Below are 22,319 nucleotides of genomic sequence, written 5' to 3'. Positions count from 1 at the left end.
TACGTATGAAAGATACTATTAATGTTTTAATCAAAGGTGACCGAATACCTGAAATTATATTCAATGGTAAAAAGTTTTGGTTAGTACAATTTAACTATACGTACTTTACGGCAACTGGTTTTCACGGAACGCAACAATTAATAGCGACCGGATACGTCGATGGAACAACGGAATTAATTACTATTTTCCACGACTTTGGAACAGATACCACAAGTGTTCAAGGAGTGTGACGTCATGAGAAAAGTAATTTGCGTGATTAATCGTGAAGGGATTTGTCAGAAATCCGATAACGATATTATTCGTGGCGCTTTATTTAGCAAATCACGGCAATTGGAACGAATGCTTGAACGGAATAACCTAAGCCCGAACGAACGGAAGATGTTGCGTGATGAATACGAAAGAACTTTTGCTTTGACAGAAAAATTTGGGAGGTAATTTGTATGGAAGAATTGCGATATAAACAAGTTGAAATCACTGTCCGATTTAAGTTTTATTTTTGGTTTATGTTTTATAAGGTGAAAGTTCAGAGAGTTTTTAGTAAGAGATTAGCTTGTAAAACACTTGATTGGTTGTTGAAAGATATGAAAATCAACCCTAAAAAATATTATTACGCAAAAGCTTATTAAGTGTTTTAAAAGGAGGAATAACCAATGAAAACAGTTCCTTTGAGTACCGTATTTTTACTACTATGTGATATTGCGTATAAAATGCATCGAATTGACGTAGATGAACTAGATGCCGATTATGAACAACATCTACAGCGTGAGCGTGACAAACCTCCTGAGAAACACTCAACAGACAATAACAAATAATAAACTAGAGAGGAATATTATCAATGGAATATCACAAAGATACAATCGAAAAACTAAAAGAGAAAATTTTGATGAAAAGAATCAATGAGCTATCAAACAATAGCCTAGTTTTAGTTGATGGTACAACAATCAACTTTGAATGTACTGATTCAGATTGTTGCGCTTCTGCTGACGGTACTTGGGAAACAGCTAAAGCCGATGGTCTTATAACCAATGTGCAATTAATAGATGTGAAAAAAGATGAGGAAGAGTGGGGCGAAACCCAAATGGTCGCTAAGTTAGTAGTAATGCATGATCAAAATCCTATCGCCCAAGCTCAACTGAGAGCAGACAACGGAAATGGGGATTATTATTTCAGTGTTTTATCCGTTTTCGTTAACGGAGAAGAGGTAGGGAAGATTTTGGAGAGCTATTACGACTAGTCAGACAGTGGCGGAAAGGACGCGTGATCCATACATCTCGCAACTATGCGTTAAATAGTGAAAATCAAAATTATTTCAAAAGAATTGACAACATCAGAAAGGAACAAATGAATGACGCGAACAATCAATGTATTTACCAATCCAAATTGCATGCCGTGCAAAATGACAAAACGTTGGCTAGATGAGCATAACTTGCCATACAACGAGTTGCAAATTGCGGACTATGCTGAGGAATTACGAGAGTTTGGTTATCAATCGGCGCCAGTTGTGCAAGTGATTGACGCCGACGGATCGGAGACAACGTGGAGTGGTGGGTATAATATCAAACAGTTACAGGCTATAGTCAATGACCAAGGATTTTTATTTTTCCTTGAGAGGTGGTGAAAATATGTGAGTTTATTTGATGTTTTTAAGCAGTCCATTTTAAACGAAAATTCTTCTGATTGGATTCCTGATCTCGTCTATGGTGATGACGAATCCACACGAGCATATCTCAAAATTATGGCGAAAAACACCGTTCTTGATTTTGTTGCTCGAACAATGTCCACATTGGAAGTCAAGTTTAAAAATAAAGACGAGACTGCTAATTGGGATTACATTTTGAATGTACGACCCAACAGCGATATGTCAGCTGCAACGTTTTGGGAAAAGTTTTTCTATCGCTTGATGGATGATAATGAAGTGCTAGTCATTTTTACAGACGATAACCAATTGTTGATCGCTGATGATTTCTCTCGAACTGAATACGCTATTTACGATGATGTATTCACTGGGGTGACAGTAAAGAATTATGTGTTTCAAAAAAGCTTCAATATGTCAGATGTAATCTATATTGAATACAACAACGACAAACTAGACAGGTTTACCAATGGTTTGTTTGAAGATTACTCTGAATTGTTCGGCAGAATCATTGAAATTGCAATGCGTAATAATCAAATTCGTGGGTCAGTTGAAATTGATTCTGCCGGTTCAATTAACAACGAAGTAGGAAAAGACGGCAAGACACGAAGTCAAAGATTACAAGAGTATATTGACAAGGTCTACAATGCATTCAAAACAAAATCCGTAGCAATTGTAGCAAAAATCAAAGGATTCGAGTACGAGGAATACACCAACAAACAAGGGGTTTCTAACCAATCGCTTGAAGAATTAAATAAGATGAAAACATCATTGATTGATGATGTAGCCAACGCCATAGGAGTTCCTACGGCGCTTATTTATGGTGAAAAATCGGAGCTTGATTCAAATATCAAAGCGTTTAGGCAACTCTGCATTGCGCCACTTGTAAAAAAATTGCAGGACGAACTTATGGCTAAAATCATTACAAGACAAGAGTATCAAAAAGGTGAGCGGATTAAGGTATCTAATGTATTGCCAAAAGACTTGCTTGATTATGCTACACAAATCGATAAAGCTGTTTCGTCTGGAACATTCTTGCGTGACGAAGTTCGAGAAACGCTTGATTATGATCCGTTGCCAAATGGTGAAGGGAAAAAGCTTGTCATGACTAAGAATTACCAAGAGACAGCGAAGGGAGGTGAGAACGAAAATGCCGAAAGTTAAAAAAGTACCGTTTCAATTTACCAACGAAATCCAAAATGGTAAGCACATTCTCACCTTAAGTGGAAATGTACAAAAGAAATACTGGCGTGATGATGATGTCATTAATGCGAAAGATATCCGAGAAGCACTGGATACAGTCACGGATGATATTGTAATCAAGTTGAATAGCCCAGGCGGTGATGTGTTTGAAGGGATTGAAATTTATAACTATCTGAAAGATCATCCGTCAAACGTTACGGTAGAAGTAACTGGCTTAGCCGCAAGTGCTGCAACCTTCATCACTGCTGGCGCTGACGAAGTGATTATGAACGTTGGAACCTCATTGATGATTCACGAAGCTTCTACGTTTGCATGGGGAAACAAACAGGATATCCAAAAAACGTTGAATGCTTTGGAAACTATTGATGATTCAATTCTGGCAATTTATACAGATAAAACCGGTCAATCAGTGGACCAATTACGTGAATGGATGAATGAAGAAAAATGGTTCACGGCAGATGAAGCCGTAGAGTTCGGATTTGCTAATTCTGTCAAACGTGATGAACCAAAACAAGAGCCACAAGATATGGCGTCTATGATTCAGGATGCAGTTGCGGTTGCAATGGCTAATTTAAGCCAACCTGTAACAAATCAAGTGGAACAAGAATCAAAACAAAAATCATTAATCGCACGATTGCGAAAAGGAGAATAAACTATGTTAAAAATTACAGACAAAACGGCAGATGCGAAGAAAATCTTTAACGCTATTTCTGCAAAAGAAGGTGCAACACCTGAACAAGTAAATGATGCTTTAGAGGCTTATGTCACTGCAATCGCAGAAGATGCAGGTTCGCAAGTACGTGCTGAGTACGAAGAATTAAAGAACGTAACTGACAACCAAATCCTTCAATCACGTGGCATTCCAGTTTTAACAGCGGAAGAAACTAAATTCTACAATGAAGTGCAAAAAGCAGGCGGTTTCGACAAGGACATTACATGGCCAGTAACCATTTTCGAACGTGTATTTGAAGATCTTCAAAAAGAACATCCTATTTTACGTCTGGTGAATTTCACACCTACCGTTGGTTTAACTAAAACAATTCGTTCTCGCCGCAAAGGGGTTGCCGTTTTCGGTCCATTGCATAAAGATCTTGAAGGGCAATTGGATGCTGAATTTGGAGTGGAAGAAGCAACACAGATTGCTTTAACTGCTTTCTTCTTAATTTCGAATGATACACTTCATCTAGGTGCTCGATGGATCAATCGCTATGTACGCCTTTGCTTAACAGAAGCTGTTAAAGACGCTTGGGCAACTAAAATTGTTACTGGTACCGGTAAAGATGAACCGATTGGTTTGTTGAAAGATTTAGGCGGAGCTGTTGTTGGTGGGGTTTATCCGGATAAAGCCAGCGTTGGCACCTTAACTTTCAAAGATGCATCTTCAATGGTTACTGAATTTGCAGGTGTTATGAAAAAAATGGCTTCTTACAAACATTCAATTGGTACTGGTGACAAAAATGCAACTGATGAAACACGTGTAGTTGACGGTAAGATTTACTTAATTATTAATCCAGTAAACTATTACGATATCGTTGCACGTCTAACGATCCAAAATGCGAATGGGGTATTCGTGACGAACATGCCATTCATTGCCCCTGATCACATTATCCAATCGGTTGATGTTCCTGTGAACAAGCTAATCGCATTTATCGAAAATGGCTATGATGCTACTCAGTCTCAGCCCGAAACAATTTATGAATACAAAGAAACCTTTGCTATGAAACGCGCAACACTTTATGCAATTGACATGTTGGGCAACGGTAAGCCTGTTGATAATTATGCAGCACAAGTCTATGACATTGCGATTCCAACAAGTAGTGGTTTGGGGAAGTAACAATACCTGACGCTCGAACGGCGACAGTAGACTATAACAGCCTTACTGTGGCGCAATTGAAATCATTGCTAGACGAGCGTAGAGTTACATACCCAAGCAATGCTTTAAAAGCTGATTTAGTTGAACTTTTGGAGGGGTGACGAATGAATAACCAAGTTTATATTGATGAATATAAAGCACGTTTTCGCATTTTCCACTCCTCCGAGGATGAAGAAATCGGAGAACAACTGGAAAATTCGTTTGAAGATATCAAATCGTTGATTGGGACGTTTGACCCTAACGCATATAAAAAAGGAAAAGAATTAGTATTCGAGCGTACTCGTTATTTACGTAATGAGTCACTCGAATATTTTTATGACAACTTTCAAATGATGATTATGGATTGTTCCATTGATTTGGCAGGTGATTCCATTGCCGATTAACTCAAATTATAAAAAGTCTGAAATTGTAGCCGGTGATCTAAATACGCCGGTTACTTTTTTTGAATTTGCACCAAGTGACGGACCCGACCCTGGTGAAGAAGAAATCAACAATTTGTATGCGTGTACGTGCCTAGCTTACAATCCTTCATCGAAAGATAGGGAGATTTTAAGTGCAAAAGGAACGAAAGAAGCAATCACAATCAAGATACGGGATCCTTACACGGACTACTTGCCAAGTAACCAGCACAAAGTGATTCTTGATGATTATCGGTACAAAGGGAAAGTTTGGGATGTTGTTGATTTTGCACCCGATTTGGAAAACAATCAATTTTTGAAAATTATCTTGGGGGTGACGTCATGAGTGTTTCTGTTACTGGTTTAGATGATATTCTAAAAAATATTGAATCTAAACTAGGCAAGAACCGTGCTACCAGAGTCGTGAACAAGGCTTTACGCGAAACGGGTAAAGAAGTAAACGAGATTGTCAAAGAGGCGGTATCGTCCTATATAGACACAGGAGAAACACATGAAACGGTTGTCACCTCAAATATTCAGAATGACCCACATAAACATGTTGATACTGGTTGGTCAGAAGGTTCTCGTTGGCGTTTAGTCCATTTGAATGAATTTGGCTATACCAGATTTGGAAAGTATGTACGTCCTAGAGGTATGGGAAAACTACAGGGAGCTGTTGATAAAGTAGAATCAATTGCAATGCAAAAAATGCTAAAAGGTTTGGAGGAGTTAGCGAAATGAAAGATATGTGGATGGACATCTACAATGCTTTGATAGTTAACAAAATCATTTTAAGCAAAGTAGATAAAAAAAACATTAAATTTTACGAAGCTCCCGAGACGCTTGACGTTTCAAAACCTTTTATTGTGATTGATTCGTTTAATGGTCCTCAAACAAATGCGTATCATATGGCAAACAAACCTGTCTCTTTGCAATTTAATTTTCAAATTAATGTCGAGTCCAATCGCAGAATATTGACAAAAGAGATCGCGAAAGCGGTCAAGGATGTGATGTTTGAACAAGGTTTCGGGCAATTAAACGGCGGGCTTGACGAATATTTTCCAGAAACAAAACGTTTTGTCGATGCAAGACGATATCGAAAAAATACAACTATCCACGATGTGGACTATTAGGAGGAATTAATAATGGCAGAAACTTATGGCTTTAGTACATTATCGACACGAGTTTTAAAATCAGATTTAACACCCGATACAACGAAAGAAATTCATGTGCTTGAAGGAGACCAAAAAAAAGGTGGTCCAACTAGTTTTGAACTAACTGGGTTATCGAAAGAAGTTCAAAAAGTATTCGCAGGTGACCGTGAGTATTGGATCTCTGCAAAAGGAACAGGTACGGTTGCTGCGAACTTTGGCTTACTAGATGTGCCTGTGAAAATCGAACAAGAATTACTTGGATTAGTCACATTTGGTACGGATGGCGGAATCGACGGATTCGGTGATAAAACTGAGCCTCCATACGTGGCAACTGTTGCTGAAGCTGAAGATCTATATGGAGAACCAGTCGCATTTGCAATGCTTGCAGGTAAATTCAATCGTGATGGCTATTCATTAGCTACTAAGACAGATGAAGATTTTACACCAGAAGCAGGTGAATATGTGTTTAACGCTATCACTCGAGATATTACGATTGGTGAAAAAACTGAAAAAATGAAAGTTCTACGTGCGTTTGGTGCTGATAATGTGAAGGCTTTAAAAACTGCTGTTCTTGGTGGTGCTGTTACACCTTCAAGTGGCGTCGGACATTAATATGACAAAGGTTAGTCTTCGGACTAGCCTTTTTATTTTTATTACAAGGAGGATATTTAGATGTCAGAAATACGATTAGATTTACGAGTAAACGGAAAGAAAAAAACATTTACACAAGATTTTGTACCATTCAAAAAAGCGTTAGATTACACAGAACAAGAAGACCAATTATTTAAAAAGTATAAAAAAAATAAAACTGACGAACAGAAAGAACCGTCTATGATGGAACTGACTCAATTTAGAGCGAATTTTGTCGCTAGTTTGTTTGACGACCAAGATTTGACTGGCGATGTGATTTTAAACGGATTAGATACCGAAAATAAAGAAGTTATCATGGATATTATTTATTTTCGTGTGCTTGGGTACGAGCGTCAAAATGAGGTTTTAGACGACCCAAAAGAGCTGGAAAAGCAGTCAGTTTAGAAGAATTACACGATTTACAAGTAAATCTAGTCAAACAACTGATTGAACGATTTCCCGGTTGGTCGCTCAACGATATTTTAAATGCAGACGTAAAATATTTGCATGAAATTATGTTTACGAAAACACCAAGTAAAAAACAAAAGAAAACTCGTCCACTGAGCGATTTAGTGAAAGGAGGGAACTAGCATGGCAGGAGCAACACCATTAGGTAACATGGTCATAAAGCTGGGTCTTGATGATGCCGATTTCGGCAGAGGCGTACAGAACGCCAAAAAACAAGTTACTTATCTAGCCAAAGAAATGTCGGCAAATATGAAAATTGCTGATATGGCAGGAAACCAACTAGGGAAATTAGGTTCTCGATATGACGGATTGACTAAAATTATTGGTGCTCAAGAACGCCAAGTTTCCGCCCTGAAAAAGGCTTATGACGAATCTTTTGTTGATGGAAAAGCGACTGATAGCACGAAGCGTTTGGCTGCACAATTACAAGATGCGAACGGAAAACTAGCAAACTACAAAACGCAATTAAGTCAGACGGCTGGACAATTAGCACGCCTCAAAGTAGAAACACAAGGTGTTACTGGTTGGATGAATCAACATGCAGACTCCTATATAAAACAAGGAGAAGCGATTGCGAAGCTTGGTAGTAAGGTTAGTTCTGTTGGATCAACATTAACCAAAGCGGTATCATTGCCAATTGCCGCCGGATTCACCTTGGCAACAAAAGCAGCATCTGACTTTACAAGCCAAATCGGTGCAATTGGCCCATTATTGTCAAACGGTGGAACAATTACTGCAGAATACCGAAAACAACTCGAACAAATGTCTACAGCATCGAAACAGTGGGCAAAAGATTATGGAGTAAGCACAACCGAAATCAATACAGGTTTAGCGGAAATCGTACGTAAAGGTTACGATGCCAATCAAACATTGGGCGTTATGCCATCAATATTAGACGCAACAAAAGCATCTGGTGATGAGTTTAATGACGTTATGAACGTAACGACTGAAGTTATTAGCCAATTTGGCTTAAAAGGCAAGGACTACGCAACAACCGTTCAAAATGCAACTCGTGTCACAGATACATTAACGTATGTAGCGAATGCAACCTCTGCCGGATTTAGTGATTTAGGGTTGGCTATGGGTTATGTTGGGCCGGTCGCCAATAGTTTATCGATGTCCGTGGAAGAAACAGCGGCAGCCGTTGGTCTTTTGAGTGATGCGGGGATTGGTGGCGAAAAGGCTGGTACTGCCTTGCGTGGTGCATTAACTAGATTACTTAAACCGTCAGCGGAAAATATCGAAGGATTTGAAAAATTAGGCATATCCGTTAATGATTTTAAAAATGGTACGTTAACGTTGCCTGATATTTTAGACAAAATTAAAACCAACACTGCCGGATGGACAGACGCCCAAAGAACCGCAGCGATTGCACTAGCGTTTGGCACAGAATCACAATCGGCGATGAACGTGTTAGTTAATCAAGGTGGAGATGCTCTACGCAAGCTAACGACAGAAACTGAAGGAGCTGCAGGCGCGACTAAAAAAATAGCGGCTAGCATGAACGATTTACCAGCGAATAAGGTGGAGCGGTTTAAAAAATCACTAGAAGTTTTGCAGATTACCATTGGCGAAAAATTATTGCCGGTTGTCACGCCGTGGATAGAAAAAGCCACGGACATGATTAATAAATTTAGCGAATTAGATGATGCGACACAACAAAATATCGTCAAATGGGGATTAATGGCGGCAGCCGTTGGCCCTACTCTAAAATTGCTAGGTGGAGGAATTAGTGTCATTGGTAACACACGCAAGGGAATTGGCTTGCTTAGCAAAAGCTTGGTTGAATTAGCGGCAAGAGCGGCTGAGAAAAAGGCAATCACTGGAGCAACAACCGCAGTAGCATCATTAGGAACAGCATCGGCAACAGCCGGCGGAGCGAGTGGTGTTGGTGCATTAGCTGCAGGATTAGGTGCAATCGCTGGACCAGCTGCAATCACAGTAGGTGCAGTCGCTGCAGTCGGAATCGCTGCTTACGCTGGAGTAAAAGCATACGAAGCGCATCAATTGGCTGGTGCAAAATGGGGCACAGAAGTTACGAAAGAACAGGATAAAGTAATTGAAAAATCCTATGAACTACGTGAAAAAGCTGTTGGCTATGTTAACGAATATGCTGATGGCGTGAAAGGCTCTGCTGATAAAGCGATTAAGGCGAATAACGCTATCGTAGATTCGATTGAATCAACATTGCAAAAAGAGCGTGAACGTGACGAAAAAGCTGCCCAAAGCTTGTATAGTGAAGCCGCTAAAAAACGAGCGGAAGCATATATCGAAGGTCAAAAAGCACTTGATGAAGAGAATGTCGCGTTAGCTAAAAAGACGACTGATCGTATCAATGAAATATTGAAAAATGCGAGCGACAACAATCGGAATTTATCAGACGAAGAACGTCGATACATTGCCGCAAATTACAATCGCTTATCAGACGAGCAGCTGAAAGCAGCTGGATTTACTAAGAACCAACGGATAGCAATCGAGTCTGCCTATCAAACAGACTTGTCGAAACTATCTACGAAAGAGTTACAAACTCGCGCTGAGAATGTAACGAAAGCATTAGACAAAGAACAAGCTTCGTACGAAAAGCAAAAATCAAAACTTGCTGAAATTTATGGCGAAGGTACTGAAAATTATAAAGCTGAATTAGCTAAATTAAATGAAGCGAATCAGCAAAACAATGAATCCATGATTTTAGGATTAGCTAAGCTTACTTTGCAACAAGGATTTAGCTTGGATCAGATGTCCGGTGCGTGGGAAAAATACGGATGGACAACGCAAGAAGTACAAGCATTAGTTAATGCTAGTAACAACAAGACTACTGAGAATCTTGACATGATGGCCAAAGCAACAAATGAAGCTGGTATCGCTTGGAATCAATTAGCACTTGATCCGAAAACTGGCGAAGTCAAAACAAACATGGCTGATACGCTGGTTGAAATGGCTAAAACGGATGATGGTTGGAAACAACTACAGTTTATGGCTAAAAATGCCGATATCAGCACAAACGCAAAAGAAGAAATTGCAATCGCAATGGGCGAAGCTGATAAATGGCAATTTTTAACTATAGAAGACAAGAAACTACTTGTAAACGGTGATGAAGCACAGGTTGCTTTGTACGACACTATCGACAAGATGGGTCTATGGAATCAGTACAATGCTGATCGCAAAACGTTGGGCGTGAATAATGCTGATGCAATTTACGAAATTATGAATGCACAAGGTAAATTACAAGAGTGGAATGCGTTGCCACCACAATTAAAAACCTTGTTGGCAACTGACCCAGCAAAAATGACCATCGAAAACACAACTGCAGCGCTATCTCAATTTAATGCACTTAACCCTAATTTGAAACGTTTAATTGGTGATAATAGTAATTTAGTTAGCAATATTAATGTGGCAAAACAGCGATTAGTAGATTATCAATTATACAATCCCGACCCTAAGAAAGTATCGGTAATCGCTGATACTAGTGGTGCTACGATTGCACAACAAGCAATCAATAGTGTACAAGGAAGAAATATTGTAATTGACGTTGAGTATCGTGGGCGGAAAACAGGCGCTGGAGCTTTAGCAAACGCAACAGGTACCAATTACCATCCGGGCGGCGACATGATTGTCAATGACCAAAAAGGACCTCTCTATAAAGAGATTGTCCAATTTCCGGGAGAAGCGCCTTTTGTACCGCAAGGTAGAAATGTCTACATTGAGGATGCACCTATTGGAACAAAAGTAGTACGTGCAAGTATTGCAAAATCTATCATGCGTAAATTAGGTATCCCTCGATACGCACAAGGTGTAGGTATTCCACGTGATTCTGAATTAGTGCGAAATTTAGAATCGGTATCAGGCAATAATAATACTAGTAAAGTTATCGTAAATAGCAATAATGAAGCGACGGAACGTAAATTAGACCAATTGATTGCGATTATGAGTCAATTTGGCAATGATCTAAAAAATCTAAAATTAGAAGCAAACGGCAAGAATCTAGCTGAAGTCGTCGAAAACGAACGGAACTTTAGAGCTAGTATGATTGCTAAGGCAAGGGGGTGATAGCAGATGCAATCAGATGTAATAATCGAGTTTGGTGATTTTGAAGTTACAAAATTTATGGACTTGGCAGAATCACCAGACTTTGAACTATTGCCTACAATTTCAAACTCTACAATTAACAAAAAATTAATCAATAGCGATGTCGGTTCTCGTGTTTATAAATTTGAATTTATGCTTTACAACAAAGATTGGCTTAGCTATCGAGATACTATTATCAGTGGGCTTTTTAGCGATTCTTCTACCAAAAAATTAAAGGTATCTTTATTGCCAAATCGTTTTTGGAACGCAATTATCGACGGAGAATCATCATATGTGCGTGAAATGGAAAGTAGCAGCGAAGTAAGAGTATCACTATCATTCCTCATCCCCGACGCCACCGCACACGCAAATACGCTAACCACCGCCACCGCCAAACTAAACGAAGCAGGCGTGCTATCAATGGAAATCGATTATGACGGAACGGTAGAAACGCCACTCAACCTAAAAGTAGTCAACAATGACGAAACAGGCTACTTGTCTGCTATCGGCGTGAACAATGGTGAGCAAACGTTTCTAACGCAACTAGGCTATATGGATGAAGCGGATGGAGAGACGCGGACGAAGATGTCTACGATATTTGCAAAAGATGGCGGAAATTTTAGCAAGTGGACACATGCTACTGCATTTTACGAAAATCAGAATAAAAAGATTGTCACAAATATCAACCGCACATCGGACTTTGGTAGATGGCTTGGCGGCATACCAACTAATACAACAAATAACGGGGGTCAATGGTATGGCGGTGCAGATGAGTTGATACTGCCGACCGCCACAGATTACTGCTATTTATGGGGACGTGCTTGGTTCGAGACTGGGAAAAACGGTCAAACAGGCATTTGGACGTTGGCATTTGTTGATGAAAACAATCAATTTATATGTGGCATGTCCATCGAAAAAGCGGATAAAGTCGGTAATTCAGCCACGATCTATTTTTTGATAGGCGATGGAAAAGGTATGAGTACAATCTGTAAAACAATACCTTTAATACCAAGTTACTGGATTCCGCCAAATCCTTACGGCGGTCAAGGTAGAGACTCGAATAGTAATATGTTTGACATGCGAAAAGAAGGTCAGAAGGTTACGTTTTTCTGGTACGGACAATACTACACCTTTTATATTCCGGAAATTGCAAGCAAAAAAGTCAAACGTATCCAATTTTTCACAGGTCAGTACAACGGTCGGACAACAAGCCAGCTAGTCAGTCGTATGGGTATCAGAGATGTTCTGGTTATCGACCTAAAATCGCAATACTGGCAAGATATTCCCAACCGATTTCCGAAGGGGTCTATTGTTGAAACTCGAAAGGAAAACGGCATGAACAAGATTTATCGTGACGGAATCGCCACACTGGAAGATTTAATCACAGGTAGTACGTTCCCAATAATCAAACCCGGGAAAAACACGATTGAGTTTTATTATAGTGGATTTACTGCTACGTCCCCAACGGTTACAGCTACGTATGAAAAGAGGTGGTACTAATTGTTAGATAAACCAATGCTAGCAGTGCTAGACAATAACGACAGGCTACAATGCCTTACTGATGAATATTTTGACAGTTGTTTGCATACATTTTTGCAAGGTACTGCCGCTTTTTTTACGTGCAGTGTGTTGCAAACAGCAGAGATAGCGCAATACTTTAAAGTTGGCAATAAGTTGTCGTTTATCTCGAACGAGGTTAGCTATCACTTTGATATTACAAAGATGAACAAAAACGAGCGGTTAGTCACTATCCAAGCGGATAGCCTAACGCTTGAATTGAGAAATGAGTTTGCATCAGAATACAAAGCAAGCAAAGCTATGACGTTTAAGCAATACTTAGACGTCTTTTTGTTTGCTGGCGATAATCCTTTAGTTATGGGAATCAACGAGGTAAGCGACAAATCGCTGCAAGCAGAATGGACGGGTGACGGAGATAGCGTGCTTGCTCGTTTATTTAGCTTGGCTAATAAATTCGACGCTGAGATTGAGTTTGAAACGGTGCTGAACAAGCATTGGGGGCTTGATAAAGTTAGGTTAAACGTCTATCGGGCACACAGCGACAAATATCAAGGGATTGGTAAAAAGCGTACGGATATCATTATGGAGTATGGTAATAACGTGGAAACCGTTGAGTACGAGGAAAACATTGACGACTTAAAGACAGCAATACGACCAATAGGAACAAACGGTTTAACAATATTGAACGTGGAAATAGACGAAAAAGACGAGAATGGAAATACGTTATTTTATAGTCCTAAAAACACTGAATACATGTATGCACCACAGTCAAAAGATAGATTTCCGTCTAATGTCCGTGGAGATGGCTATATCGCAAAGAAATGGTCATACGAAACCACGAATGCCAATGTGTTAGCCGGTCAAGCGCTAGCCGAGTTGAAAAAACTATGTGAACCAAAAGTGACCGTGACGATTAAAGGCTACGAGTATCTTGGCATTGGTGATACTGTACTTGTCCAAAATACCGCTTATGTGCCAACGCTCAATCTATCCGCCCGTATCAGTGAGCAAGAGATTTACTTTAATGACCCTAGCAAAAATTCCAGCACGTTTACCAATGTTGAAATTTTACAATCACAAGTTGACCAATCGCTAATAGATAGAGTTAACGCGTTAATCGAGCAAACCAAGCCTTACACAGTAAATCTTATCACCGACAACGGCGTAAACTTTAAAAATAGTGAAGGGTCAACCACGCTTAGTGCTGTCGTATACAGTGGCACGAAGGACATTACACAAGACGTAACGGTACGCTGGTACAAAAATGACGTATGGGTTAAGACAGGTTATGACTTAACAGTCAACGCACCAGATATTACTGACAAAGCCGTATATAGAGCTGAGGTTATGGACACAAACGGCGTGGTACGCGGACAGGCAGAAGTCACTGTATTTAACGTTGATGATGGGCGAGGAATCAAAGGCAAACCAGTCTTGTCGTATGCATCTAGTGGCTCTATTAATACGGTACCGACCACATGGCAGTCGACTATTCCATCTGTTCCAGCAGGATCATATCTATGGACACGTGAAGTTACAACATACAGTGATAATACGACATCTGAGGTAATCACGCCTATTTTAATGGGCCCTCAAGGTGATAAAGGTGATAAAGGTGACAGTGGTCGTGGTATTATCGACAGCAAGCAAGAATGGGCGGCATCTACGTCAGGTACGACAGCACCAACTGTATGGCAAACGACGATTCCGACAGTAAGCGCTGGACAATACTTGTGGAGCCGTATCACGGAGACGTGGTCGGATAATAACAAAACGTACAAATTTACCATTGGGAAAATCGGCGAAAACGGTCAAAATGCTCAAATGATGTTTCTGTCTGCAACAACCAATCAAATGATGTTTAATGCTGACAACACACCTAAGACTACGCAATCTTCAGTTGTGACGGCTAAGTATCAAAATGTCACGGGTACTGTAGCGTTTACTGCTAAAGGTATCAAAGCAAATGGCACGAGCGAAACATTAACGCTAACCGGTAGTGGTGACAGTCGGACAATCACAAGTGCCATGTTTAAAACAGATTGGGTCATGATCACCGTTACTGCTACGTTAGCAGGCTTAACAGATACCCTATCCATTGTAAAAGTCAACGACGGAGCCAACGGAATCGGTGGTAAAAACGGTTATTTCCACTCAGCTTGGGCAATGTCTCCAGATGGTAGAACAGGATTTAGCACAACAGTTTCCGAGGGTAAGTGGTACATTGGTACGTACTTTGACTTTGTCGAAGCCGACAGCACAGACCCCGCTAGGTATAACTGGCTAGAGTTAGCAGGGGCGGTAAATATGTATATCGCCTACGCATGGTCACCAGATGGCACGGATAGGTTTACGAGGGTTAAGCCAGGGGAGAACATCATTTTGAATGGATTGGAAGGCTTATCCATTACAAGTACTAAAACAACAGATACGGATTTTTATCGTGTTTTCAAAATAAACCCCAGCTATCAAAAACTGTCTAATTGGACTGGTAATAATACAATCTTCACTTTAGGATTTTCATGGAAGTCTTCTACTTCTCTTCCAAGTGATGCATCTATTGGTCTCTTTTTCGAAGATGCACCTTGGACTTGGTCTTTTTCCGCAGGAAACGGAGTCTCTGGAACATCTGGTAGTATATCTAAAACAGGTGTAAATGCAGGAGATTTGTATAACTCAACGCAATCAGGTATGACGGTAAGATTAAAAAATGTTCCGGTTGGCACTGTAATTACAATAACAAATGTGTTTGTCATAGCTGGAACAAATCAAATATTTAGACCTAGTCCTTTGATTGACTACGACAACGCAGTCCCACGCTATATCGGTCGCAGTCTAAAAGATTCCACCAACCCAGCAGATTTTAAGTGGGAACCCAATCCAGAGCGCAAAACGTGGACAGTATATGCACAAGGGGTAAATGGGGAAGGGCTTAGTTTAATGCCGTATGGGGAGAATTTACTGACAGGCACATCTAACACGATAAAAACAGCTATGACGGTCAATTATGATGTTCCGTACGGATTTAGTGTAGTTCAAAAATTTCTTGGAAAAAAAATAACCTTACAAGCTTATATAGAAAACGCAGCATATGATGCAAGGGTTCATCTTTGGACTAATCAAGGTGGCCTTTTATTAGGAAGCATCGTGCCAAAAGGGACATCTGGAATTAGTTATGTAACCGGGATAGTTAGTGATACAGCGAAAGACGGAAATATCGCTGTTTCGTTTAGTGATCCAGGAACGATTTCAACTCCTACTAGGCTACCTTACTCAAGCTTAAAACTCGAACTAGCCAACACCATGGGCATCCCTACACCGTGGACACCAGCGCCATCCGAAGACCCGCTAGGTGCAATACCGAAATATGTTGGTACTGCGGCTCTGCCTTATGAGGATTGGACGAAATACACATGGGATTTAAATCCGGCATGGTTACAGCAAGAGTCAAATAACAATCTAGCTAACAAAGTAGACAATGACACCTACAACAACGACCAATCGACCGTCTGGCAAGAAATCTCCAATCGGGTGACAGAGAAACAGGCGCAAGCAATACAGGAAAGTTTAAACAAAATTACAGGGGCATATACTGACTTTGTGTCAACTGGTGGTAAGCATGACCAAGATTTAGCCAATCTTAAAAGTGCCATTAATACTGACATCCAAAAACTAGCAGATAAAGTACTAGGCTTTGACTTTGTTAACACGTGGTTTCGTATTGGTGACGGCGGGCTATCAATTGGCGAGGCAAACTCTAATTTTGAGATACTCGTATCTAACGACCAAATCACATTTTACGATTCTGGTACGGCTGTTGCTTATGTAAGCAATCAGTCATTTTTTATTAATTCTGGGATGATTGTGGATGACTTACAGATTGGTAAATTTAAAATGGTAGCTATTAACGATAATTTAATGGGGCTATTCCACATAGCATAGGAGGTGAGTAAATGGCTTTATCAGGAGAGTTTAGAGTAGGCTCTGGCGTATCGTGGCTTTGGCTTTATGTCAAATGGACAGCAACGCAAAGCACAAGCGGTAATTACAGCGATGTAAAAGCAGACGTTTATATTCAGCGTAGCGGTGGTTTTAGTGCTTACAATCTTACAAACAATAACTTGTTTATTAATATTGATGGTAACGGAGACACATTTTCAGTCGGTTTTGATTTAAGAAACCAAACTTCGCAATTTTTGGCAAGCAGAACGATACGAGTAAACCACAATGGTGACGGATCCAAAACGTTCGGTATATCCGTTTCTTATCCGACAGGAATAGGTGGTATTGGGACTCCTAGTGGAAGTAAATCATTTACACTAGATGATATCCCTCGAGCATACGGCTTTAATTATTCAAGCGACACCGTGCAATATGATTCGCCAGTTACACTCCTTGTTTTTGGCAATGGTAGTGGCAATAAAGCAAATGTGTATTTTAATATCGGTGGGAAAGAGGTACTCGCTTACAGCAACGCACCTTTTGATACAAATTTTGCTGTAACTCCTAAATTATCAGACTTTGCTAACATTACTCCAGACATGGCGGCCGCTATCGGATATGTAATTGTAAAAACATTCACTCCTGACGGTGCGTTGATTGGCGGTAATCAAAAATTATTTACTTTTACCATGTCGCCATCAGTCGTACCGTCAATTTCAAACGTTGCTCAAACGGAGTTAGTAGATAAAATAAAAACAGTTACTGGCTCTAGCACGTCATATATTGCTAATATGTCACAAATCCAATTGACGACAACCGCAAACGGCATTTACGGCTCCACAATTAAAGAGTACAACGTGAGAATTGGCGATTTATCATTTACGAGTACGAGTAATGTACAGACGATTGATTTATCTCAATATAATATTGGCACAGGGTCAATCGTAGCTACAGTAACTGCTATGGATTCAAGAGGTCGCAAGGCATCAATAGATGTTACGCTAAACGTACAAGCGTACTCTCCGCCAATGCTCAAAAATTTTAAAGTGACTCGCAACATGGATCTAAACACAACAATCAATATCGTTAAAGCGGTCGCAGTCTCAAGCATCAAAAACGGTACGACTGAAAAAAACAGTTATACAGTTGTAACTAAATACAAAAAAACAGTAGATACAGCATGGATAACAGCTAAGACGGAGACAAACACAAGCGCCAATTTTGCATTGACTGGAATGGCAATCGAGTCATCTTACGACGTGCAAGTAACAATTACTGATAAGTTATCACAGGCGGTCACAGTTCAATCAAGCGTACCGTCAATTTTTATGATAATGAGTTGGTCGGATAAAACGGTCGGAATCGGTAAGGCGGCGGAGCGAGGTGTTTTGGATATTGCGGGCAAACTGTCTGACATTTACGTTGGCGGTATAAGTCTATTAGACTTGGAATATCCAATTGGCGATCTAAAACTGACTACTAACTCGCAAAACCCAGCTGTAACGATCGGTGGCACATGGGAACGCTATGGTAAAGGTCGCGTACTCGTCGGCGTAGACGAATCAGACAGTGATTTTAGCAGTGTTGGAAAAACTGGCGGCGAAAAATCACATACCTTAACTATTAATGAAATGCCAAGTCATGCCCACGGTCAAAGAGTTACTACCAACTCAGGAGGAACAGGAATCCGAAGCGACTGGGTTAAAGATGGCTCTGGTTTTCAATCATATCCACAGGGTATTAATACCGAAGCCATAGGTGGAGGTCGGGGTCACAACAATTTACAACCATATACAATAGTATACATGTGGCGCAGAACAGCTTAGAAAGGATGGAACTATATGAAAACAGTATATTTACCACTAGATGAAAAGAACAAAGAAGGAAAGTTTTACACAGAATTTCAAACGCCTGAGGGATTGCCGCTTGGGGATGGAGTTATTTATGTCGGCCCAGATGAACATCTTAAATACCCTAAATACGACTGGACAAAAGGCGTTTGGGTGGAAGATAAGGATTCAATCATCGAATACATGAAAACAGAATTAGAATCACTTAAAGCACGTATTGAAAAACTGGAGGCATAAGATGTGGAGATTATACCTAATTGTCGCTTGCCCACTGTTGTGGGGAAGCTTATTTATGTTGGCGCTTAAAATTTTTAGTTAGGGGAGTGGTAGAATGTGACAGAAAAAAATGAGCAAGATCTTTGGATGGAGATTTTACAAAGGTTAGTCCGAATCGAAGAAAACACAAAAGGCGTTGACGAAATTGCGAACAAAGCGACAATCGCTTTAGCAAAATCAGAAGAAAATGAAAGAGACATCAATGAAATTAAAGAAAATCAAAAATGGACGTGGCGGACAATTGCTGGTATTGGCGTATCAGTGATTGTCTATTTTATTACGCGGTTTTTGGGATGAAAGGGGGTGAGATTATGAAAATTGATTGGAAACAAAAATTGTCAAGTCGTAAATTTTGGGCAGCAATCACTAGTTTGGTGGTTGCTGTTTTTGCTATCTTTGGCGTTGATAAATTGACGACAGAACAAGTCATAGCTTTAGTTGCTGCAGTTGGTGCACTAACTGCTTATATTTTGAGTGAGGGTTATGTAGACGCGAATCGGACGGAAAACAAGGAGGAAAAGGATGAAAAATAAACTAAAAGCATTATTGTTGTCGTTGGTTGTTGCGTTAACTATTTTTGGGCCATTGGCAAGTGTGGACGCGTACACAATCGAAAAAAATCTGATCGGCAACGGTAATCCAAGCGGCTTGTCAACGTATAGCAACAAGTACATTATCTTGCACGAATCAGGCAATGCAAGCAATACTGGTGCGGATAGCCTAGACCGCGAAGTTAGCTACATGAAGCGAAACTGGGCGAGTGCTTATGTGTCGTTTTTTGTCGGTTCTGGTGGTCGTGTGGTGCAATTGGCTAATACAGGTACTTTCCAGTACGGTGCATTGACGGCAAACGGCTACGCGTATGCGCAAATCGAACTCGCGCGAACGAACAACGAAGCAACGTTCAAAAAGGATTATGAGTCTTATATCAACTTAGCACGCGACTTGTCCAAGAAATCAGGCATTCCGTTGACTTTGGACGGAGTAGGAAACGGCATTAAATCGCATAACTGGATAACACAAAATTTAGGTGGGGATCATACCGACCCCTACGGCTACTTAGCAAGCTGGGGAATCACTAAGCAACAACTAGCAAGCGACTTGTTAAATGGTATTTCAAGCACGAAAGAAGTGGAATCTGAAAAGACCACCACTAAGCCGGGCACAAGCACGCCAACGCCTAAGACTACTACCCAAAAGATTTATCAGGTAAACGCTATGACTTATGCTTACGGCTTATGGCAAGTTAAATCTGATTATTTAGTGCCAACTGATTTTGCGTGGTACGAAAATGGTATCGCGGTGGGCGACATTACTTTAGTGGATGCTAAAGGGAATATTCTAGCCGACCAAACGACAAAAGTCGGCAGCTACTTTATCATTGATCAACCACGCGCAACGGTCGTGAGTGCTGCTTACAAAGGTAGCGGCGGTTATTACTGGTCGAAAGTTAAAACATCGACTGGTGGTACAATCTGGTTGAGCGTTTGGAATCAAAGTCATTTAATTAATGGTTAAACAAAAATCCCCATCTCAATCCGAGGTGGGGTTATTTTTGTTTATCATTCCTTGCACAATTACTTCCGCTTTAAGCACAGACACATACTCTTTAAAACGCATGTCAATATTCTCATGCATATCTTCACACGGCTTAAATTCAAGCGTGATAGTCTGATGCAAGTCCTCAAAAATTACGCCATTTTTAGTTTTTGTTACTGATCCAATTTTATTTTTAAAATACATAAAATCTCCCCTTTCGTAGATAAATACGCAAAAGAGGAGAGGTTGATTACTTATTTTTATTTTTCATATATCACGATTGTAACACTTTTCAAATAAAAAAAGCCACTCAATGAATGACTAGTTAATAGCTATTACTTTATCCTGGTAAAAATATATCATTGCAGTTTTGCTTTCTTTATTGTCTTTATATGTATACTCGTTTATATAAGTATTTTCACCATTTTCAGTGTACACTTTAAATTTTTTTAAGCCTTCCAGATTGGTTCGCAGTTCATTTAATACATCTTCATTCACGCCTTCTGAATTATCACCTGCGCGATCGGAAATATACTGGTCAGCTTTTATAGCTGTAGTTGCTTCATCTAAAAGCTCTTCTTTTTCCTCTATTTTATCATCGGGTTTTCCTATTAATTCTACAACTTTATCGTTAGTCATATCAATTTCTACTTTATCAATATCAACTGATTTTAAGTTGCTGCAACCTGTTAAAAATAAGCCCATAGTCCCCAAAAATACAAACATCTTTTTCATTCTTTTCCCTCATTTCTTTTTATTTAATTGTATCATGTTTTTTTAAATGTAAAAGTAAATGTTTTGTGGGTAAGAATGTGGGTAATCGATAAAAATTAAAGAGCCTAGACCCCACAAACAGTGGAATGCTAGGCTCTTTAACTTACCTTATTTTGTTTCGCGGTGTAACGTCACTTTACGTTCACGTGGGCAATATTTTTGCTTTTCTAAACGATCAGGATTGTTACGTTTGTTTTTGTTTGTTAGGTAGTTACGTTCTTTACAAGAAGTACACTCTAAAGTAATGTTTACGCGCATGTATTTTCCCTCCCTTTACGGTTAGAATCTAACTAAGATCACTCTCAGACTTAAATATAATAGCACGTTTTAAATCAGAAATCTAGCATTTCTGATGATTTTTGTTAAGTATTTTTACTTGACGAAATCGTGACGACTTTCGGTTCATTTTTTGATAAAACATGTTAAAATAAGACAATGAAATGAGGGGAGACTATGACCAAAAAAAGCTTACGTCAAGAAACATTACAAGCATTGGCCGCTTATTGTAATACATTAGAAAAAAAAGAAGAAGAAACCTTGCTCTATGAGCGGTTGGTTTCATTGCCGCTTTTTAAACAAGCGCATAACATAGGGATCTACCGCTCATTATCACATGAAGTGAATACTTGGCCGATCATTCAGCAAGCATTTTTAGATAAACAAGTCAGCGTGCCGGTAGTAACGAACAAAAGATTAGTCTTTAAAGAGATCACACCGACTACACGTTATAGTGAAAGTTCTTTTGGGATTTTAGAACCCGTTAAAGCGAGAACAGTCGAAGTTAGTACACTTGATTTATTGATCGTCCCTGGTGTAGCCTTCACAAATTCAGGCAACCGCTTAGGATATGGTGGAGGATATTACGATCGTTTATTGGCGAACCATTCTCTTCCTACAATCAGTTTAGCCATGGCTTTACAACTAGTAGCAGAAGAGTTATTGCCGACTGAGCCGCATGATCAGAAAATCAATCAAATCTTAACAGTATAGGAGAAC

Annotated in this window: 28 protein-coding genes; 25 read left to right on the top strand and 3 right to left on the bottom strand. The window is 39.8% G+C overall.

What is annotated here, in order from left to right; all coding sequences use genetic code 11:
• Positions 1-5 precede the first annotated feature (5 nt).
• The 24 genes from ACWOEC_RS02895 to ACWOEC_RS02780 all read left to right on the top strand — a co-directional run bounded on the left by ACWOEC_RS02895 (position 6) and on the right by ACWOEC_RS02780 (position 20,528).
• Complete coding sequence (locus ACWOEC_RS02895; protein WP_455305843.1) at positions 6-230, top strand: hypothetical protein; 225 nt, start codon at positions 6-8, stop codon at positions 228-230.
• Positions 231-234: 4 nt separating this feature from the next.
• Positions 235-435, top strand: coding sequence for a hypothetical protein (locus tag ACWOEC_RS02890; protein WP_455305841.1), 201 nt, complete (start codon positions 235-237; stop codon positions 433-435).
• Between the two features lie 5 nt (positions 436-440).
• Complete coding sequence (locus ACWOEC_RS02885) at positions 441-626, top strand: hypothetical protein (RefSeq protein WP_455305839.1); 186 nt, start codon at positions 441-443, stop codon at positions 624-626.
• Between the two features lie 24 nt (positions 627-650).
• Positions 651-812: a hypothetical protein gene (locus tag ACWOEC_RS02880; RefSeq protein WP_455305837.1), complete on the top strand. Its 162-nt coding sequence runs from the start codon at positions 651-653 to the stop codon at positions 810-812.
• A 23-nt stretch (positions 813-835) separates the two neighbouring features.
• Positions 836-1,234, top strand: coding sequence for a DUF7448 domain-containing protein (locus ACWOEC_RS02875; RefSeq protein ID WP_455305835.1), 399 nt, complete (start codon positions 836-838; stop codon positions 1,232-1,234).
• A gap of 111 nt (positions 1,235-1,345) precedes the next feature.
• Entirely contained in the window at positions 1,346-1,618 is a 273-nt protein-coding gene (locus ACWOEC_RS02870; RefSeq protein ID WP_455305833.1) for a glutaredoxin domain-containing protein, read from the top strand.
• 6 nt (positions 1,619-1,624) lie between these two features.
• Positions 1,625-2,797 carry a phage portal protein gene (locus ACWOEC_RS02865; protein WP_455305831.1) on the top strand — a complete coding sequence of 391 codons (1,173 nt, stop codon included), beginning with the start codon at positions 1,625-1,627 and terminating at the stop codon, positions 2,795-2,797.
• On the top strand, positions 2,784-3,488 hold the full coding sequence (locus tag ACWOEC_RS02860) for a head maturation protease, ClpP-related (RefSeq protein WP_455305829.1): 705 nt from the start codon (positions 2,784-2,786) through the stop codon (positions 3,486-3,488). Before ACWOEC_RS02865 ends, ACWOEC_RS02860 begins: the two co-directional genes overlap by 14 nt.
• 3 nt (positions 3,489-3,491) lie before the next feature.
• The gene (locus ACWOEC_RS02855; protein ID WP_455305827.1) at positions 3,492-4,670 is read left to right on the top strand and encodes a phage major capsid protein; all 1,179 of its coding nucleotides are present in this window, start codon (positions 3,492-3,494) and stop codon (positions 4,668-4,670) included.
• A 47-nt stretch (positions 4,671-4,717) separates the two neighbouring features.
• The gene (locus tag ACWOEC_RS02850; RefSeq protein WP_455305825.1) at positions 4,718-4,810 is read left to right on the top strand and encodes a HeH/LEM domain-containing protein; all 93 of its coding nucleotides are present in this window, start codon (positions 4,718-4,720) and stop codon (positions 4,808-4,810) included.
• Positions 4,811-4,813: 3 nt separating this feature from the next.
• On the top strand, positions 4,814-5,092 hold the full coding sequence (locus ACWOEC_RS02845) for a phage gp6-like head-tail connector protein (protein ID WP_455305823.1): 279 nt from the start codon (positions 4,814-4,816) through the stop codon (positions 5,090-5,092).
• A complete protein-coding gene (locus ACWOEC_RS02840) occupies positions 5,073-5,453 on the top strand; it encodes a phage head-tail adapter protein (protein ID WP_455305903.1) in 381 nt (126 codons plus the stop codon). The genes ACWOEC_RS02845 and ACWOEC_RS02840 overlap by 20 nt, the downstream gene beginning before the upstream one ends.
• Complete coding sequence (locus tag ACWOEC_RS02835; RefSeq protein ID WP_455305821.1) at positions 5,450-5,848, top strand: hypothetical protein; 399 nt, start codon at positions 5,450-5,452, stop codon at positions 5,846-5,848. The genes ACWOEC_RS02840 and ACWOEC_RS02835 overlap by 4 nt, the downstream gene beginning before the upstream one ends.
• Positions 5,845-6,240 (top strand): hypothetical protein, encoded by a 396-nt coding sequence (locus ACWOEC_RS02830; protein ID WP_455305819.1) that lies wholly within the window; start codon positions 5,845-5,847, stop codon positions 6,238-6,240. Before ACWOEC_RS02835 ends, ACWOEC_RS02830 begins: the two co-directional genes overlap by 4 nt.
• 12 nt (positions 6,241-6,252) lie before the next feature.
• Positions 6,253-6,873: a phage tail protein gene (locus ACWOEC_RS02825; RefSeq protein ID WP_455305817.1), complete on the top strand. Its 621-nt coding sequence runs from the start codon at positions 6,253-6,255 to the stop codon at positions 6,871-6,873.
• A 60-nt stretch (positions 6,874-6,933) separates the two neighbouring features.
• Positions 6,934-7,296, top strand: coding sequence for a phage tail assembly chaperone G (gene gpG / locus ACWOEC_RS02820; RefSeq protein WP_455305815.1), 363 nt, complete (start codon positions 6,934-6,936; stop codon positions 7,294-7,296).
• Positions 7,297-7,482: 186 nt separating this feature from the next.
• The gene (locus ACWOEC_RS02815) at positions 7,483-11,406 is read left to right on the top strand and encodes a phage tail tape measure protein (RefSeq protein ID WP_455305813.1); all 3,924 of its coding nucleotides are present in this window, start codon (positions 7,483-7,485) and stop codon (positions 11,404-11,406) included.
• Between the two features lie 6 nt (positions 11,407-11,412).
• A complete protein-coding gene (locus ACWOEC_RS02810; protein WP_455305811.1) occupies positions 11,413-12,924 on the top strand; it encodes a hypothetical protein in 1,512 nt (503 codons plus the stop codon).
• Positions 12,925-16,884 (top strand): phage tail spike protein, encoded by a 3,960-nt coding sequence (locus ACWOEC_RS02805; RefSeq protein ID WP_455305809.1) that lies wholly within the window; start codon positions 12,925-12,927, stop codon positions 16,882-16,884.
• Positions 16,885-16,895: 11 nt separating this feature from the next.
• Positions 16,896-18,710, top strand: coding sequence for a DUF859 family phage minor structural protein (locus tag ACWOEC_RS02800; protein WP_455305807.1), 1,815 nt, complete (start codon positions 16,896-16,898; stop codon positions 18,708-18,710).
• Between the two features lie 15 nt (positions 18,711-18,725).
• Positions 18,726-18,971 (top strand): hypothetical protein, encoded by a 246-nt coding sequence (locus ACWOEC_RS02795; protein WP_455305805.1) that lies wholly within the window; start codon positions 18,726-18,728, stop codon positions 18,969-18,971.
• A gap of 126 nt (positions 18,972-19,097) precedes the next feature.
• Positions 19,098-19,307, top strand: a complete 210-nt coding sequence (locus tag ACWOEC_RS02790) for a hemolysin XhlA family protein (protein WP_251852411.1) — start codon at positions 19,098-19,100, stop codon at positions 19,305-19,307.
• Between the two features lie 14 nt (positions 19,308-19,321).
• The gene (locus ACWOEC_RS02785; protein ID WP_251851596.1) at positions 19,322-19,543 is read left to right on the top strand and encodes a phage holin family protein; all 222 of its coding nucleotides are present in this window, start codon (positions 19,322-19,324) and stop codon (positions 19,541-19,543) included.
• Complete coding sequence (locus ACWOEC_RS02780; RefSeq protein ID WP_455305803.1) at positions 19,533-20,528, top strand: lytic exoenzyme target recognition domain-containing protein; 996 nt, start codon at positions 19,533-19,535, stop codon at positions 20,526-20,528. Before ACWOEC_RS02785 ends, ACWOEC_RS02780 begins: the two co-directional genes overlap by 11 nt.
• A gap of 15 nt (positions 20,529-20,543) precedes the next feature.
• Here ACWOEC_RS02780 and ACWOEC_RS02775 read toward each other — a convergent pair whose 3' ends face one another.
• From ACWOEC_RS02775 to rpmG, 3 genes are all read right to left on the bottom strand, one after another.
• Entirely contained in the window at positions 20,544-20,753 is a 210-nt protein-coding gene (locus ACWOEC_RS02775; protein ID WP_455305801.1) for a hypothetical protein, read from the bottom strand.
• 117 nt (positions 20,754-20,870) lie between these two features.
• Positions 20,871-21,284, bottom strand: coding sequence for a hypothetical protein (locus tag ACWOEC_RS02770; protein WP_251854387.1), 414 nt, complete (start codon positions 21,282-21,284; stop codon positions 20,871-20,873).
• A gap of 147 nt (positions 21,285-21,431) precedes the next feature.
• Positions 21,432-21,581 carry a 50S ribosomal protein L33 gene (gene rpmG / locus ACWOEC_RS02765; protein WP_002356321.1) on the bottom strand — a complete coding sequence of 50 codons (150 nt, stop codon included), beginning with the start codon at positions 21,579-21,581 and terminating at the stop codon, positions 21,432-21,434.
• A 195-nt stretch (positions 21,582-21,776) separates the two neighbouring features.
• On the opposite strand from rpmG, the gene ACWOEC_RS02760 reads away from it, so the two are divergent.
• The gene (locus ACWOEC_RS02760; RefSeq protein WP_455305797.1) at positions 21,777-22,313 is read left to right on the top strand and encodes a 5-formyltetrahydrofolate cyclo-ligase; all 537 of its coding nucleotides are present in this window, start codon (positions 21,777-21,779) and stop codon (positions 22,311-22,313) included.
• Positions 22,314-22,319 lie beyond the last annotated feature (6 nt).

This window comes from Enterococcus bulliens (assembly GCF_053761865.1).
Note: the sequence above shows the minus strand (reverse complement) of the source record. Positions and strands in the feature narration are given on the sequence as shown.